The sequence below is a fragment of the Streptomyces seoulensis genome (genome assembly GCF_022846655.1).
GTDB lineage: Bacteria > Actinomycetota > Actinomycetes > Streptomycetales > Streptomycetaceae > Streptomyces.
Genome location: NZ_AP025667.1, coordinates 266,073 through 282,500 on the forward strand (window position 1 = coordinate 266,073; position 16,428 = coordinate 282,500).

The window sequence follows — 16,428 nt, forward strand, 5'->3', positions numbered from 1 at the left end:
CGGTCCCTATGAGCGGTACGGGTTGTACCCGGCGTACGGGGGTGCCGGGTGCCCGTACCGCTGCCAGTACGGGACCGGCCTGGGCGGCGGGGCCGTCACACGGGCCGCGTACTCCAGGGCGGGGCGCGAGGAGTCCCGGCGCTGCCACAGGGCGGCCAGGAGTTCCCGTTCCCGGGCGGCGAAGTCGGTGCCGACGCGGCCGGCCCGGGCGCGGTGGCGCAGCAGGGCCAGTTCGGTGGCGTCGCTCTCGTAGCGGACCACCGCGCGGGCGGCCGGGCGGCCGCCGAAGAAGCGGCGGGCGTGGTCGCGGGCCAGGCGGCGGGCGCGCAGCGAACCGAGGGCGAAGGGTTCGGCGGGGCCGAGCCAGCCGGCGTGGACGTAGACGGGCAGTTCCTCACGGGCCACGCGCAGTTCACGCTGCCGCGAGCGGATCAGCAGCCAGGTCAGCAGCCCGAACGCGGGGACCATGAAGCCGCCGTAGACGACGAGGAAGCCGAACTGGCCGAAGGCGGCCGAGCCGTTCCACAGGGCGTGCATGCCCATCGCGAGCAGCAGCCCGCCCACCGGGAAGAGCACCCGCAGCACCGGCCGCCGCCTGCGGGGGAGCGCGGCCAGGCCGAAGCCGATGCCGGTGAGCACGGTGAACAGGGGGTGCGCGAACGGCGACATCACCGCGCGCACGAAGAAGGTCGCGGCGGTCACGGAGACGAGGCCCGTGGTGCCGATGGACTGGTCGGTGCCGAAGGCGTTGCCCAGGTAGAGGATGTTCTCGGTGAACGCGAAGCCGGTCGCGGTCACCCCGGCTATCGCCGCGCCGCCGACCGGTCCGGTGAAGTCCCGTCTGCGGAAGACGAACACCAGCAGTACGGCGGCGGCCTTGGCCGACTCCTCCACCACCGGCGCTATCACCGTCGCGCCGAGCGTGTCCGCGCCGGAGGGGTCCGCGGTCGCGGTGGCGATCCAGTGGGTGGCGAAGCTGTTGGCGACGATGGCGATCAGCGCCGCCGCGCAGGCCCCCCACGCGAACGCGAACAGCAGGTTCCGCCAGGGTCCGGGCCGTACCCGGTCCAGCCAGCGGAACGCCGCGGTCAGCCAGGGCACCGGCACCACGGCCAGCCCCAGTCCGACGAGGAAGCCCTCCGTGCCGGTCTGCCGGCGCACCAGCGCCAGGATCACGAGCCCCGAGAGCGCCAGCAGCGCGGCCAGCGCCCCGTGACGCACCCACTCCCGCCGCCACCAGGGCGGCCGGGGTCCGTCGCCGGAGGTGTGGGACGGGTACGGGGAACTGATGGCCACAGCATCGACCCTAACGGTGACCGGGCCGTACGGCCTCGGGCTTCGCGGCCCGCGACGAGTTACGGGTTCTGGTGCGGTACGCGGCGGAACAGCAGGTCGTTCACGACATGGCCCTTGTCCAGACCCTGGCCCTCGAACCGGGTCAGCGGCCGGAACGCGGGGCGCGGCGCGTACCCGCCGTCCGCCCGGGTGTTCTCGAAGTCCGGGTGCGCGGTGAGCACCTCCAGCATCTGCTCGGCGTACGGCTCCCAGTCCGTCGCGCAGTGCACGATCGCGCCGGGCGCCAGCCGGGTCGCGGCCAGGCTCAGGAACTCGGGCTGGATCAACCGCCGCTTGTGGTGCCGCTTCTTCGGCCAGGGGTCGGGGAAGTAGACGCGGAGCCCGTCGAGGGAGTCGGGGGTGAGCATCTCCCGCAGCAGGATGATCGCGTCGCCGTTGCCGACCCGGACGTTGGTCAGCCCGCCCTGCTCGGCCAGGTTCAGCAGATTGCCCTGGCCGGGGGTGTGCACGTCCACGGCGAGGATGTGGGTGTCCGGGGCGGCCGCCGCCATCTGCGCGGTGGCCTCGCCCATGCCGAAGCCGATCTCCAGCACGACCGGGTTCGCGTTGCCGAACAGCTCCGCGAGGTCGATGACCCGCTGCCCGTCGATGTCCAGCCCCCACTGCGGCCACAGCCGGGCCAGTGCCTCGCCCTGGCCGGTGGTGACCCGGCTGCGCCGGGGCTGGAAGCTGCGGATGCGCCGCTCGAAGTGCGATCCGGCGGGGTCGGGCTGCGGCCCGTCGGGGAACCGGGGCTCGCCCTTGCTCCGGGAGGTCCGGGCGGACGGTCCGGGCTCCGCGGGCCGCGCGGTGCGCGGCTCGGCGTCGGCGGGCCGGGTGGCTTCGGGGGTGTTCACGGAGTCAGACACAGTGGGTCCGATTTTAGGCGCTCCACCGGGCCGGCCCCGGCCGCTGGGGGCCGTGCGGTCGGTCACGGGGGCTCCGCGGCGGCGGAGGCGCGCCCCGCCGGACGGAAGCGCCACGTCAAAGGTCCCGCAGCATCCCGAGCGTCCGGCGGGACACCTCGCGGCCGATGGGCAGGGACGCGGTGGCCGCCGGGGACGGGGCGTTCAGGACGTGCACCGCGCGGGGGCCCTCGCGGATGAGGAAGTCGTCGACCAGCGTCCCGTCCCGCGTCACCGCCTGCGCGCGCACCCCGGCGGGCGCCCGCACCAGGTCCCGTTCCTCCACACCGGGCACCAGACGGCGCACCGCGTCCAGGAAGGCCCCCTTGGACACCGACCGGTACAGCTCGCCCGCGCCGTACCGCCAGTGCCGCCGGGCCAGCGCCCACGTGCCGGGCCAGCTCGCGGTGCCCGCCAGCTCGCGCGGGCGGACCACGCCCCAGCCGTACCCCTCGCGGGCCAGCGCCGGGACCGCGTTGGGGCCCACGTGCACGCCCCCGTCGAGCCCCTTGGTCAGATGGACGCCGAGGAACGGGAACGCCGGGTCGGGCACCGGGTACACCAGGCCGCGCACCAGCTCCGGCCGCGCCAGCTCGTAGTACTCCCCCCGGAACGGCACGATCCGCACGCCCGGCTCGTCCCCGGTGAGGCGGGCCAGCTCGTCGCAGTACAGCCCCGCGCAGTTCACCAGCACGCGTGCGCGGACCACCTGGCCGGCCGAGGTCAGCACCGCCACGCCCCGGTCGGGGCGCCGGTCCACCCGGACGACCCGTGAGCCGTAGCGGATCTCGGCGCCGGAGGCACGGGCCAGTTGGCGGGCGACGGCCGTGAAGTCGCACACGCCGGTCGTGCCGACGTGGATCGCGGCCAGGCCGCGCACCTCCGGCTCGTACTCGGCGATCTGGGCGGCGCCCAGCTCCCGGACCGGGATGCCGTTCTCCCGGCCGCGCTGCACCAGGGCGTGCAGCCGGGGCAGCTCGGCGCGGTCGGTGGCGACGATCAGCTTGCCGGTGACGGAGTGGTCGATGCCGTACTCCGCGCAGAACTTGATCATCTCGGCGGCGCCGCGCACCGCGTACCGCGCCTTGAGCGAGTCCGGCCGGTAGTAGATCCCGCTGTGGACCACCCCGCTGTTGCGGCCCGTCTGATGGCGGGCCGGGCCGGGCTCCTTCTCCAGCACGGTGACCCGCGTACCGGGAGCGGCGCGCGTCAGGGCGTACGCCGTCGACAGCCCGACGATGCCGCCACCGACCACCAGCACATCGCAGTCGTACGCGTCCGCCCGCACCTGCACCACCTCCCGGCCTCGATAGTGCACTGCGCCACTGACAACGCCTTCAAACCGCGCGGCAGCGGGCTTGTGCCCTAGGCGGGTGCCATCAGCAGCGGGCGGGCCCGTTCGCGCAGTTCCACGACCCGGGGCTCGTCCCCGTAGGGCTCCAGGCGGTGCAGGAGGTCCTTGACGTACTCGGTGGTGCGCGCGGAGGAGATACGGCCGGCCACCTCGACCGCCCGTACGCCCTGCTCGCAGGCCGCGTCCAGGTTTCCCGACTCCAGCTCGGCCACCGCCGAGACCACCAGCCGCAGCCCGTGCGAACGCACGAACTCCTCCGTCGGCTGGGACAGCGCCTGCTCGGTGAAGCGGCGCACCTGGCGGGGTGCCTTGAGGTCGCGGTAGCACTCGGCGGCATCGGCGGCGAAGCGGTCGTAGCCGTAGAAGCCGAGCCAGGTGGGGTCGCTGTCGCCCTCCCTGGACCGCTCCAGCCAGCCCTCGGACGACTTCAGGGCGGCGCCGGCCGCGTGCGCGTCGCCCGCGCGTGCGTGCGCTCTCGCCTCGACCAGCCGGAAGAAGCTCATCGTGCGCGCGGTGGCCAGCCCCCGGTTGCGCTCCAGGGCGGCCTGGGCGAGGTCGACGCCCTCGTCGCCGAAGCCCCGGTAGGTCGCCTGGAGCGACATGGAGGCGAGTACGTAGCCGCCGAGCGGGACGTCGGCCGCCGCGCGGGCCAGCCGGAGCGCCTGGATGTAGTACCGCTGGGCCGCCTCCTGCTGGCCGGTGTCGAAGGCCATCCACCCCGCGAGCCGGGTCAGCTCCGCGCCCGCGCCGAACAGGGCGCGGCCCACCTCGTCGGAGTAGGAGCCCAGCAGCAGCGGGGCCGCCTCCACCCTGAGGCACTCCGGCACCATGGACGAACGCCAGTCACCGCCCCCGTACTTGGAGTCCCAGCGCCGGGCGTCCTCGGCGGCCTCCCGGAGCTTCTGCACATCGCTGTGGCCGACTTTGATCGGTGCGGCGGCGCCCTCGGCGGAGTTCGCCTCCCGCTCGACCGAACTGTCGGCGGGGGTTATCAGCCACCGGGAGGCGGGCGTCGCGTAGGCGCTCACCGCGAACGACCCCGCCAGCGACTGCCAGATGCCACCGGTCCCGGCACGGCGTCCGGCCAGGTCGAGGCGGTACAGGTCGGTCGCCGAACGCACCGCCTGCCCCACGTCCCGGGGGAAGGCGAGGCCCACCTCGGGCGCGGGGTCGGCGTCGGCGAGGCCGATCTCGTGCAGCGGCACCGGCCGGCCGAGCTTCTGCCCGATCGCGGCCGCGATCAGATGCGGCGCCGCACCCTGCGGCACCATCCCCTTCGACACCCAGCGCGCGACCGAGGTCTTGTCGTACCGAAGCGTCAGCCCTCGCTGCGCGCCCAGGTCGTTGACACGGCGCGCGAGGCCCGCGTTGCTGATTCCCGCGAGGGCGAGAACGGCGCCGAGTTTCTCGTTCGGCCCGCGTTGCTCCCTGGACATGCGCCACCCCTCGACACAGACGGCTGCCCCGCTGGCATAACCACGCGGCATTCGTAAACACAGCGTAGTTCGCCGGATCCCAAGCGTTAAGGGGCATTGTTCCGGATGGCGTGATTGCGGTCCGTACGGGAGTACGGCCCTGTACGCACCGTGCACGGACTGTCGCGGCGTGCCCCCGCGCGTGTGGCCGTGCGCCTGTCCGTGCGCTCTACTCCGGCCACCGGGGGAGCGGTTCCATGGCATTGCGTGGGTCGGCCCGCTGTACTTGAGTCCAGTGGGCTGGGGGACGCCGCCACCTACATCCCCGCGGGTGGCGGACCGGTCCGGGAGGCGTCGCCCGCCTCCCGGGCCGTGCGCGCTCACCGGACCGCCGTGCGCTCCGCAGGGCCTGTACGGAGCGTGCTCAAATCCCTTGCCCTGTCGCCAATTTGGCCGAAAACAGCCGCCGTTCCGGTTCCGTCATTCCCGTTCCCACCATGGCACTTGAGGGCGCGAAGGTGGTTCCAGGGGAGTGAAGCGGGGCGCATTCGCATCGCTCCCGCTGCTCATCCTCCCGAGGCAGCGCGGGAGTTCATCCTGCCCGCCGCGCCCTGTCGTATCCCGGCGGCGCGTCGGGTCCTGCCGTGTTTCCTGCTGATTTCCCTCGATCGAAGGCGGCGCCACCACCCTTCCCCGGCGCGTTCTTCATGGCAGCATGGGTCCGGTTCGTGCGGTGCTCTGGTGGTCCACAGCCTGTGGAGGCGTCGATGCGGTGGTTGGTGGGTTGGAGCAGCACCGCCGCGCGCGCCCTGGGCGCCGCAGACTCCGCGGGCGCCACCGGGTACGAGGGCGAGACGCTGCGCCCCGTCGGCTCCCAACTCCTGTGGGGTGACCCCGATCCGCTGTGGGCCGTGGGCGACTGGCGCCCCGACGAGGTCCGCGTGGTCCACGCCGACGCGCAGAACCGCATCGCCGTCCTCGGCATCTGCGGCGCCTCCGACGAGGAGCTGCGGCGCGGCCTGTTCACCGCCCGCGGCGGCGCCCTGCGCCATCTGACCGCCTGGCCCGGCAGCTACACCGCCGTCGTCCAGGCCGGCCGCCGCATCACCGTCTGCGGCGACCTCGCCGGCGCCCGCCCGGTCTTCCACGCCCCCTGGGACGGCGGCACCGCCTACGCCACCGCCGCCCTCCCGCTCGCCGACCTCACCGAGGCCAACCTCGACTTCGGTCATCTCGCCGCCCTCCTCGCCGCCCCCGAGGTCCCGGCCGCGCTGCGCGACACCACCCCCTACGAGGGCGTACGCCGCGTCGCGCCCGGCCACGCGCTGGTGCTGCGCGCCGGGGCGCGCGAGATCGTCGGCTACGAGCCGGTCGCCTCCCTCGCCGTCGCCGCGCCCCCCGCCGACCCCGACCGCGCGGTGGACGCCGTACGGGACGCCCTGGTGGAAGCCGTACGAGTCCGGCTCGCAGCGCCCCGGCACGTCCCCGGACTCGACCCCGGCCCGGTGCCCGGCATGGGCCCGGCCGAACGGCGGGCGGCGCGCGGCATGCCGGTGCCCGGCATCGGCGCCGACCTCTCCGGCGGCCCCGCCTCCGGCACCCTGGCGCTGCTCGCCGCAGGGCTGCCCGGCAGACCCGGCACCCTTCTCGGGCACGGCACCGGCGCGGGCGAGCGACTGCTCGCCGTCACCTTCAACGACCTCGCCGTCGGCGGCCGCGAGGCCGAGGTGGAACGCGCGGGCGCCCTCGCGGCCAACCCGCGCCTGCACCACGTGGTGGTCACCGGCGCCGAGGACACGCTGCCCTACGCCGACCTCGAAGGACCCCTCACCGACGAGCCCGGCCCCTCCCTGGTCACCGCTGCCCGGCACCGCGCCCGGCTCGCGGCGGGCAGCGCCGACCACTTCACCGGCCACGGCGCCCGCCAGGTACTGGACGCCCACCCCGCCCGCCTGGCCGACCTGCTGCTGGACCGTCAGCGGCGCCATCTGGTCCGCCCGGTCGCCGCCCTCACCCGCGCCGACGGCTCGGTCCTGGTCCCCGCGCGCGTGTACGGCGCCGCCCGGCGACTGTCCCGTACCCCGTACCGCACCGGGCTCGAGGCGCTGGCCGAGCGGCTGATGCGGCGCCGGTTCGACGAGCCCAAGGGGCCGGTCGGCGCCTCGCTCGCCGCGCTGACCTGGGCGAGACCCGGACCGGCCGCCCGGTGGCTCACGGGGGAAGCACTGGCCGAAGTATCGGTTCTGCTCCAGACCGGCGCCGACCGGGCGGCCGGCGGCCCCGGACAGAGACCCGGCGAGTTCCGCGCCCGTACCGTCCTCGCCCGGCACGCGGCCGACCTCCGCGTCCTCGAACAGGCAGCCGAGGTCCGCTCCCAGCGGCTGCACGCCCCCTTCCTCGACAACCAGGTCGTCCGCGCCTGCCGCGACCTCCCCGAGGCGCTGCGCGTCCGACCCGGCGCCCGCGCCGCCGTACTGCGCACGGTGCTGGAGGGCGCCGGGGTCACCGACCTCCCGCCCGGCTGGGGCACCCCGTCCCACGCCTCCTCGGCCGCAGCGGCGAGAGCCGGGCTGCGCCTGGCCGCCGACTCCCTGGTCGACCTCTTCGACACCCCGCTGCTCGCCGACGCCGGCCTGGTCGAGGCCCGCGTGGTCCGCAAGGCCGTCCGGGAGGCCGCGGCCGGCGAACCCCTCCCGCTGGACGGCCTGGCCGACCTCGTCTCCCTGGAACTCTGGCTCGGCCGCCTCCTGGCCCGCCGCGGCACCTGCTGGACCGGCACCCCGGCCCGCGCCCGCGCCGTCCCGGCGGGCATCGCCCCGCAGCGGGGGGCCCTGCGGGCGGGCAGGCCCTAACGCCGCCGCCCTAAGCGCAGGAGAAGCGGGACCTCGCCCAGTCCGCCAGGGCCGCCTGGTCGAAGGCCCCGCCCCTGGACTCCGCCACCAGCCGCACCGTCTTCCGGCCGGTCAGGTTCACATGGACCGGGACCGCCGGGTCGCCGCCCGAGACGGTGCCGGACTGCCAGAGCCGCGCACCGTCCCCGTACACCGCGAAGGCGACCTTGCCGAGGCCCAGCGTCATGTCGTCCACGCCGACCGACGCGTCGTAGGCGGTGCACTCGCGGTTGAGGTCGACGGTCACGGAGGAGTCCCCGTGCACCGTGACACCGGTGGAGTAGCGCTCGCCGCCGATCGACATGCCGTAGCGCTGCCACACCCAACTGCTCTCGCCGAGCCGCACCTCCGGGTCGCTGCCGTCACCCAGCACGTCGTAGCTCAGCTCGCTCATATCGTAGACCTCGGGAGCGGGCGGAGGCGGCGGCGGAGGGGTGGGGGTCGGAGTGGGGGTCGGCTTCGGCTTCGGGGGTGCCGGGGTGGGCGTCGGGGTGGGAGTGGGTGCCGGTTTCGGGGGCGGGGTGGGCTTGGGCGTCGGCTTCGGCGTGGGCTTCGGCTCGGGCGCCGGCTTCTCCGCCGGGGCGGCGGGGGCGGGCGGGGCGGCCGGGGGCGCGGGCTCGGGCTTCCGCCCGGACGGCGGGGGCTCGGGCGCCGGGGTCTGCCGGATCACCGGCGCGGACGGCGACGGCTCGGCGATCTCCTTGGCGGGCCGGCTGTCGTTCACCAGCGCCAGCGCGACGACCGCCGCGGCCACCGCCACCACACCCGTGGCGATCCCCGCCTTCACGGGCGCGCCCAGCCCCTCCGAGGCCGCGCCACCGCCCGCCGCGCCGCCCGTGGACCCGGTCGCGGCAGCGGCGGCACCCGCCGCGCCCACGCCCGCGCCACCGGCGATGACACCGAGCGCCTTGGCGTACCCGGCGGCGCCGAACCAGCCGATGACCGCGATCGGGACGACGGCCGGAATCCCGCCGGCCACCTCCTCGATCTGGGCGGCCGCCAGACGGCACTTGGCGCACTCCTCCAGGTGCTTGCGCAGCCCGCGCTCGGCCCGGACACGCAGCTTGCGACGCGCGTAGCCACCGAGCTGGTCGGCGTAGCGCGCGCACTCCTCGTCGTTCACCAGCGTCGCGCTGACGTGCGCCTGGAGGTACGCCTGCTTCAGCCCCTCACGGGCCCGACTTGCCAGCACGCGCGTGCCGTTGGCGTCGAGCCCGAACAGCACGGCCACCTCGCTGGGCGACTCGTCCTCCACCTCGGTGTGCCAGAGCACGGCCTGCCAGCGCTCGGGCAGCGAGCGGAACGCCTGCATGGCCAGGGTCTGTTCGGCCTCGTGCATCGCGCGCACGTCGGCACCCAGATCGGCGCCGAAGGCTCCCAGGGACCCGGTGTCGTCGGCCACCTCGGCGGCCCGGGACGCCGCCTGCGCGAACACCGCGAAGTCGTCCACGAGATGCTCGCGCTTGGCGGACTGCGTCCAGTGCGCGGCGACCCGGCGCACCGAGGTCAGCAGATAGGCGCGCACCGCGTACTCGGGACCCGAACCGCCGCGCACCGCCTGGAGCATGCGCGCGAAGACCTCGGCCGTCAGGTCGTCGGCGGTGTGCCCGTCCCGGCAGCAGGTACGCGCGTAGCGTCGCACCGCGTCCGCGTGGCGCCGGTACAACTCCTCGTACGCCGAGTCGTCCCCGGCGCGCATCCGCTCGATCAACTCGCCGTCGGCCGGAGCCGCGTCACGCGGGGGCGGAAGGACGCTGCCCTCGCGCTGGGCCGGCAGGCTCCTCGCGGTCCGGTCCCCGCCCGAGGCGGCCCGGCCGCCCTGGCTCGGCACCTGAGGCGAGGTCAGTTCCCCGGCCTCCGCGTCACCACCGTCGGCGCGCGCGCCGTCCCACCCGTCAACGCCCATCGCGTAAAGCCCCCGACACCGGCACAGCCCAATCCTTTACGGGCTCAGCGTGCCATACCCACTTTCGCCGCCGGTCCGCTCGTCGGACCCGTCACTCATCCGGGCGGAAGTTTCACCATCCGCTCGCAACAGATCCGAACAAGCGGGCCTCGTACCGGCGTTCAGCGTGCCGAGGGCCGCGCGCGCACTACGCGGGCCGGGACCGCAGCCCCTCCAGCAGGATGTCCAGCAGCCGGGTGGAGGCGGCCGCCTGCTGTGCCGCGTCGGGCAGCGAGGGAGCCGCCGTGGCGATCACCAGCAGCACGTCGGAGACGGACACGTCGGCCCGCAGCTCCCCGGCCGCACGGGCCCGCTCCACCAGTTGTCCGACCACGTCCAGCAGCGCCGCCGTACCGACCTCGCCGCCCGCGCGGTCCCCGTCCACCAGCCGCAGCTCCCCGGCACCGGCCTGGGACCGCTGCTGCGGCACCCGCGCCTCCTCGGCCACCGTGCCGGCACCGTCTTCCGCGACCCCCACCCGCAGCACCTGCGGCGGCAGCAGCCGGCCCGCGCCGGACGCCACCGAGGTGCGCAGGAAGCGGGACAGGGCCGACCAGGGCTCGTCCTCCTGCCCGAGCGCGGCCCGCGCCTGCTCGGTCAGCCGCGCGGTCTCCTCCTCGGCGATCCGCCGCACCAGCACGTCCTTGCTGGGAAAGCGCCGGTACACCGTGCCGACCCCGACCCGCGCCCGCCGCGCCACGTCCTCCATCGGCGCGCCGTACCCCAGCTCGCCGAACACCTCACGCGCCGCCCTCAGCACGTGCTCCAGATTGCGCTGCGCGTCCACCCGCAGCGGCGCCGGACGAGAACCGCCCGACCGTCCGCCGCCGGACGCGAGAGCCGCCGTCGACCAGTGCGTGTCCTGAACATGCATGTGTTCCCCCGGTAATGACGTCTCCCCCCGGAGACTCTCCCCGCCACTGATTCCGGAGCGCGCGGAAAACTGGCGCCGGTCCCTGAGCGGGCCCGCACCCGGCGACCCCCTCGACGACCCTCCCGCACCCCGTCGACACACGAACATAGTTGAGCGGGAGTCAATTCAGAAGGGGTAGGTTCCGCACAGTGCGCCCCTCGATCGGAGTACGAGCCATTTATGTCCGGATTCCGTGCCCCCGCGCATCCGGCCGCCGGTCACACAAATTGCCGAGGCTGTGGACAAACACCAGCGCCGGGTGCGTCATGGGATGGTGAAGGAACGCGCGCGCATTCTGGTCGTCGGCGGGGGACACGTCGGCATGTACACCGCCCTGCGTCTCCAGCGGAAACTGAAACGGCAGGTCAGACGGGGTGACGTCGAGATCATCCTGGTCAGCCCCGACCCCTATATGACCTACCAGCCGTTCCTCCCCGAGGCGGCCGCCGGCTCGCTCTCCCCGCGCCATGTCGTCGTCCCCCTGCGCCGCGTCCTGCCCGGGTGCCGCGTCGTCATCGGCGAGGTCACCGCCGTCGACCACGCCGTACGCACCGCGGCCGTCACCACCCTCGCCACCGAACAGCAGGGCCGCGCCGCCGAGCTCCTCCACTACGACGAACTCGTCCTCGCCCCCGGCTCCGTCTCCCGCACCCTGCCGGTGCCGGGCCTCGCCGAGCACGGCATCGGGTTCAAGACCGTCGAGGAGGCCATCGGGCTGCGCAACCACGTCATCGAACAGATGGACATCGCCTCCTCCACCCGCGACCCCGCCCTGCGCGACGCCGCCCTCACCTTCGTCTTCGTCGGCGGCGGCTACGCCGGGGTCGAGGCCCTCGGCGAGCTGGAGGACATGGCCCGCTACGCCGCCCGCTACTACCCCAACCTCCGCCCCGAGGACATGAAGTGGGTCCTGGTGGAGGCCACCGACCGGGTCCTGCCCGAGGTCGGCCCCGAACTGGGCCGCCACACCGTCACCCAGTTGCGCCGCCGCAACATCCAGGTGCTGCTGAACACCCGCCTCGACTCCTGCGCCGACCGTGTCGCCGTACTCAGCGACGGCCGCCGGTTCCCCACCCGCACCGTCGTCTGGACCGCCGGCGTCAAACCCCACCCGCTGCTCGCCGCCACCGACCTGCCCCTCGACCCGCGGGGCCGGCTGCGCTGCACCGCCCAGCTCGCCGTCGAGGGCACCGAGCACGCCTGGGCCGCGGGCGACGCCGCCGCCGTACCCGACGTCACCGCCACCGCACCCGGCGCCACCACCGCGCCCAACGCCCAGCACGCCCTGCGCCAGGCCAGGGTCGTCGGCGACAACATCGTGCACACCCTGCGCGGCGAGCCCCTGCGCACCTACTCCCACCGGCAGCTCGGCTCGGTCGCCTCCCTCGGCCTGCACAAGGGCGTCGCCCAGGTGTACGGGCGCAGGCTCAAGGGCCGCCCCGCCTGGCTCCTCCACCGCGCCTACCACCTCAGCCGCGTGCCCACCTTCAACCGCAAGGCCCGCGTGCTCGCCGAATGGACCCTCGCCGGACTCTTCAAACGGGAGATCGTCTCCCTCGGCTCACTCGAACACCCGCGGGCGGAGTTCGAACTCGCGGCCGGTGGAAAACCCCCACGGCGGCACCCGGACCCCCCGAAGGGGTCGTCCTGACCGGAGCCGGGAACTCCCCGGACGGCAGGGGCGTCTGACGGATGTCGCCGCGGACGGCCACCTGCCAGACTGCTCCACATCCTCGGACGGGCAACAGCCCGCCCTCAGCACACACGAGGCTTTCCCCACTGTGAACTTCACGCGCTGGAGCGCCCGGCTCCCCGGAACGCAGCGCCGCGCCGCAGCGCGGACCGAGCAGACGGTCCCCCCGGACCGGCGGAGCGAGAGCCCCGTGCCCGCCGCCCGCGCCGGACACCCCGCCTCCGCCGTCGACGAACTGCCCACGCGCGAGGTCCTCGACCACGTCCCGGCCCTCGTCGCCCTCGTCCACGGCCCCGACCACCGCGTCGCCCACGTCAACGACGCCTACGTCACCGCCTTCGGCCCCCGCCCGCCCGGCGCCCCGGCCCGCGACACCCTCCCCGAACTCGCCGAGCTGGGCCTCCTCCCCCTGCTCGACCAGGTGCTGCGCAGCGGCAGACCCCGCACGCTGAAGTCCCGCAAGGCCGTCGACGGCCGCTCCTACACGTTCACCTGCACCCCGGTCACCGGACACGGTGACCGCGACGCGGGCGTACTCGTCTTCGCCACCGACGTCACCGACCACGCCGAGGCCGCCGAACGCCTGCGCGCCAGCGAGCGCACCCAGCGCGAGACCGCCGTCACCCTCCAGCGCTCCCTGCTCCCCCAGGACCTCGAGGAACCCGACGACCTGCGCGTGGCCGCGACCTACCAGCCCGGCGGCACCGAGGCCGCGGTCGGCGGCGACTGGTACGACGTCATCACCCTCGGCGGCGGACGAACCGCCCTCGTCATCGGCGACGTCATGGGCCGGGGCGTCCGCGCCGCCGCCGTCATGGGCCAGCTCCGCACCGCCGTCCGCGCCTACGCCCGCCTCGACCTCCCCCCGCACGAGGTCCTCCAGCTCCTCGACGGCCTGGCCGTGGAGATCGACGCCAACCAGATCGCCACCTGCGTCTACGCCGTCCACGACCCCAACGAGGGCCGCCTGGTCTACGCCTCGGCCGGTCACCTGCCGATCCTCGTCCGCGACGAGAACGGCGAGGTCCTGCGCGCCGACGAACCCACCGGACCCCCGCTGGGCACCGGCGGCTGGGTGCACTCCTCCGGCTCCGTCCCCCTCGGCCCCGGCGCCACGGCCGTCCTCTATACGGACGGCCTGGTCGAACGGCGCGACCAGGACCTCGACGAGGGCATCGCCGCCCTGGCACGCGCCCTCTCCGGCGCCACCGGCACCCCCCAGGTCGTCTGCGACCGCCTGGTCCGCTCGGCCGGCGTCACCGCCGACCACGACGACGACGTGGCCGTCCTCGTCCTCCAGCACCCGGCCCGCACCGGCCCCGCGGCCGACCTCTTCCGCAACGCGGCCCTGGACCTCCTCGGCGGAGTCGAGGCCGCCCCGCGCGCCCGCGCCTTCGCCTCCGGCGTGCTCACGAGCTGGCGCTTCCCCACCGAACTGCACGACCTCGGCGTCCTGGCCACCAGCGAACTGGTCGCCAACTCCCTCCAGCACGGCACCCCGCCCATGCGGCTGAGACTGCGCCGCACCGACCGCCGCCTGCTCATCGAGGTCACCGACGGGGACGACCACCTCCCGCGCCGCCGCCGCGCGGAACCGGCCGACGAGTCCGGCCGTGGCATCGACATCGTCGCCACCATCGCCTCGGGCTGGGGCTCCCGCCGGACACCGGGCGGCGGCAAGGCGGTCTGGTGCGAGTTCCTGCTCCCGAAGCGCTAGCCCTGAACATGGCGCGGGCCCTGTACATGCGGAAGGGCCGGAAGCACGCGATGTGCTCCCGGCCCTTCCGCTTCTCACCTCTTACTCCCTATGCGCTGACCGACTCCGCCGGAGTACCGCCCCGCGCCACGACCCGGCTCTTGGCCGCCGCGGCCCACGGGTGGTCCTGCGCGGGCGTGAGCCGACGGCCCAGCCGCAGCGCCAGCACGCTGATCGCCACCGAGAACAGCAGGAACGTCACGATGTACGGGCCGTGCAGCGAGGCCCCCAGCGGTCCGCCGACGGCCGGCCCGACCGCCATCGCCAACTGCTTGACCAGTGCGAAAGCGGAGTTGTACTGCCCGGCCATGCCCTCCGGCGCCAGATCGGCGACGAGCGGGGCCACGGTCGGCGACAGCATCGCCTCACCCAGCCCGAACAGCGCGTACGTGGAGACGAACGCGGCCGTGGCCATCTCCTGGCTGCCGTGTCCGAGACCCGCGTACCCCGCCGCCAGCCAGGCCACGGTCCAGATCAGACCGACCACCGCGATCACCCGCGAGCGGCGCCGCCGCTCGACCAGCTTCAGCACGGCGAACTGCGCCACGACGATCATCATCGTGTTGGCGGCGAGCGCGGTGCCCAGCGTGGACGTGGATATCCCGGCGGCCTCCACGCCGTAGGCGCTCAGGCCGGACTCGAACTGGCCGTAGCAGGCGAAGAACAGCACGAAGCCCAGCAGGCACAACTGCACCATCGCCCGGTTTCCCAGCAACTGCCGCCAGCCACCCCTGGCCGAGCCGGACGGCAGGTCGGTGATGCGCGGGGCACGCGGCATCCGCACCGTCGCCATCAGCACGGCGAGCAGCAGGAAGATCGTGGCCTCGATGGTGAACAGCACGGTGAAGGAGGAGGCGCGGCTCGCGTCGACCAGGTGGCCGCCTATGAGACCGCCCACGCCCAGGCCCAGGTTCTGCAGGAAGAACTGCATGGCGAACGCCCGCGACCGGGTCGCGGTGGTCGAGCAGTCCACGATCATCGTCGCCAGCGCGGGCTGCATCACGGCCTGCCCGGCACCGAGCGCGGCCGCCGTCAGCAGTACGGGGACCGAGCTGCCCGCCAGTCCCAGGCCCAGGGCGCCGAGCGCGGACAGGACCAGGGCGGCGAGCAGGACGGGCAACGGACCGCGCCGCACGATCGCCCTACCGGCGAACGGCAGCGCGATCAGCGCCGCCACGGCGAAGACGGCGAGCACGAGTCCCGCCGTCATGGCCCCCAGCCCTCGCACCTGCGCCACGTAGACGTACAGATACGGGACCGTGAAGCCGAGTCCGAACGCGCTGAGCGCGTTGCCCACGTGGATGCGGGGCATCGCCGCCCCCATCGCCCTGGTCACGTTCACCTCTTCCACAAGTTAGGAGTGAAGACTTCAAAGCTAAAGTTCGAAGCTAAAGAGTACATGTCGAAGGACTTCAAAGCAAAGACTCCCCGTGCCATACTCCTTGCCATGGCCGACAACGCCGGCGTCCCGGAGCCGACACTCGAAGAACAGATCGCCGCCTACCAGCGCGAGTTCCAGGACCTCGACCCCCAGGTCGAGGAGATCGTGTCGGCGCTGTCCCGGCTGAACCGCCGGATGAACGTGGCGTACGGCCGCCAGACCGCAGAGCTGGGCATCAGCAACGCGGAGTGGGAGGTGCTGAAGGCCCTGGTGCTCTCCGGCGCCCCCTACCGGATGGGTCCCGGCGAGCTGGCCAAGCGGCTCGGCCTCACCCCGGCCGCCATGACCCACCGGATCGACCGCATGGTCACCGAGGGCCTGGTCACCCGCGAGCGCGACGAGTCCAACCGCGTCCGTGTCATCGTGGAGCTGACCCCCGAGGGGCGCGAGAAGTGGCTCGAGGCGATGCGTATGGCGACCGTCTTCGAGGAGGACCTGCTCCAGGACCTCACCTTCGGGGAGCGCTCGGTACTGGGGGAGGTCCTCACCAGGCTCCTCCGCCGCGTGGAGCACGCCCAGCCCGACGCCGAGGGCCGGCTCTCCGACCTGGACTGACGGGCCGCGGAAAAAATCTTGACAGGGGGGCTTGACCCACCCCTGCCGAGTCCGTAAAGTTCTTCGGGTTGCACGGAGCCGTAACGGTTCTCCCGCAACACCTCGCCGCCTGGAGCGGCACCTCAAACCACCAGTACGACCATCCCCCTGGGATTGGCTTCGGCGCGTCCGAATTCAATTCGAATGGGAGCCGGCAGCTCGATTAGGAACTGCCGGGGATGATCC

11 protein-coding genes are annotated in these 16,428 nt (G+C 74.0%); 4 read left to right on the forward strand and 7 right to left on the reverse strand.

Annotated elements, in window-relative coordinates; all coding sequences use genetic code 11:
• Positions 1-6: 6 nt before the first annotated feature.
• From HEK131_RS01275 to HEK131_RS01290, 4 genes are all read right to left on the reverse strand, one after another.
• Complete coding sequence (locus HEK131_RS01275; RefSeq protein WP_244333328.1) at positions 7-1,296, reverse strand: PrsW family intramembrane metalloprotease; 1,290 nt, start codon at positions 1,294-1,296, stop codon at positions 7-9.
• Positions 1,297-1,355: 59 nt separating this feature from the next.
• A complete protein-coding gene (trmB, locus tag HEK131_RS01280) occupies positions 1,356-2,204 on the reverse strand; it encodes a tRNA (guanosine(46)-N7)-methyltransferase TrmB (protein WP_244333330.1) in 849 nt (282 codons plus the stop codon).
• Positions 2,205-2,319: 115 nt separating this feature from the next.
• Positions 2,320-3,537, reverse strand: coding sequence for an L-2-hydroxyglutarate oxidase (gene lhgO / locus HEK131_RS01285; RefSeq protein WP_217461658.1), 1,218 nt, complete (start codon positions 3,535-3,537; stop codon positions 2,320-2,322).
• A 68-nt stretch (positions 3,538-3,605) separates the two neighbouring features.
• Positions 3,606-5,030: an MFS transporter gene (locus HEK131_RS01290; RefSeq protein ID WP_217461651.1), complete on the reverse strand. Its 1,425-nt coding sequence runs from the start codon at positions 5,028-5,030 to the stop codon at positions 3,606-3,608.
• A 746-nt stretch (positions 5,031-5,776) separates the two neighbouring features.
• Between HEK131_RS01290 and HEK131_RS01295 the strand changes: the two genes are divergently transcribed.
• A complete protein-coding gene (locus HEK131_RS01295; RefSeq protein WP_244333332.1) occupies positions 5,777-7,861 on the forward strand; it encodes an asparagine synthase-related protein in 2,085 nt (694 codons plus the stop codon).
• 10 nt (positions 7,862-7,871) lie between these two features.
• Here HEK131_RS01295 and HEK131_RS01300 read toward each other — a convergent pair whose 3' ends face one another.
• Positions 7,872-9,806 (reverse strand): sigma-70 family RNA polymerase sigma factor, encoded by a 1,935-nt coding sequence (locus tag HEK131_RS01300; protein WP_244333335.1) that lies wholly within the window; start codon positions 9,804-9,806, stop codon positions 7,872-7,874.
• Between the two features lie 187 nt (positions 9,807-9,993).
• On the reverse strand, positions 9,994-10,719 hold the full coding sequence (locus HEK131_RS01305; protein ID WP_161148299.1) for a TetR/AcrR family transcriptional regulator: 726 nt from the start codon (positions 10,717-10,719) through the stop codon (positions 9,994-9,996).
• 310 nt (positions 10,720-11,029) lie between these two features.
• On the opposite strand from HEK131_RS01305, the gene HEK131_RS01310 reads away from it, so the two are divergent.
• Together HEK131_RS01310 and HEK131_RS01315 are read left to right on the forward strand one after the other, a co-directional pair.
• The gene (locus HEK131_RS01310) at positions 11,030-12,409 is read left to right on the forward strand and encodes an NAD(P)/FAD-dependent oxidoreductase (protein WP_244333338.1); all 1,380 of its coding nucleotides are present in this window, start codon (positions 11,030-11,032) and stop codon (positions 12,407-12,409) included.
• Positions 12,410-12,539: 130 nt separating this feature from the next.
• Complete coding sequence (locus HEK131_RS01315) at positions 12,540-14,168, forward strand: ATP-binding SpoIIE family protein phosphatase (RefSeq protein ID WP_244333341.1); 1,629 nt, start codon at positions 12,540-12,542, stop codon at positions 14,166-14,168.
• A gap of 88 nt (positions 14,169-14,256) precedes the next feature.
• On the opposite strand, the gene HEK131_RS01320 is transcribed toward HEK131_RS01315, so the two are convergent.
• Positions 14,257-15,519: an MFS transporter gene (locus HEK131_RS01320; RefSeq protein ID WP_244451922.1), complete on the reverse strand. Its 1,263-nt coding sequence runs from the start codon at positions 15,517-15,519 to the stop codon at positions 14,257-14,259.
• A gap of 135 nt (positions 15,520-15,654) precedes the next feature.
• Here HEK131_RS01320 and HEK131_RS01325 point away from each other — a divergent pair, with 135 nt between their 5' ends.
• Positions 15,655-16,203 (forward strand): MarR family winged helix-turn-helix transcriptional regulator, encoded by a 549-nt coding sequence (locus HEK131_RS01325; RefSeq protein WP_217460686.1) that lies wholly within the window; start codon positions 15,655-15,657, stop codon positions 16,201-16,203.
• Positions 16,204-16,428: the final 225 nt, after the last annotated feature.

What these genes read in the sequence shown, in the direction of transcription:
- HEK131_RS01320 (WP_244451922.1), bottom strand. Translation starts at nt 15,519, where the DNA reads ATGCCCCGCATCCACGTGGGCAACGCGCTCAGCGCGTTCGGACTCGGC.
- HEK131_RS01325 (WP_217460686.1), top strand. Translation starts at nt 15,655, where the DNA reads ATGGCCGACAACGCCGGCGTCCCGGAGCCGACACTCGAAGAACAGATC.
- HEK131_RS01310 (WP_244333338.1), top strand. Translation starts at nt 11,030, where the DNA reads ATGGTGAAGGAACGCGCGCGCATTCTGGTCGTCGGCGGGGGACACGTC.
- HEK131_RS01295 (WP_244333332.1), top strand. Translation starts at nt 5,777, where the DNA reads ATGCGGTGGTTGGTGGGTTGGAGCAGCACCGCCGCGCGCGCCCTGGGC.
- HEK131_RS01290 (WP_217461651.1), bottom strand. Translation starts at nt 5,030, where the DNA reads ATGTCCAGGGAGCAACGCGGGCCGAACGAGAAACTCGGCGCCGTTCTC.
- HEK131_RS01305 (WP_161148299.1), bottom strand. Translation starts at nt 10,719, where the DNA reads ATGCATGTTCAGGACACGCACTGGTCGACGGCGGCTCTCGCGTCCGGC.
- HEK131_RS01300 (WP_244333335.1), bottom strand. Translation starts at nt 9,806, where the DNA reads ATGGGCGTTGACGGGTGGGACGGCGCGCGCGCCGACGGTGGTGACGCG.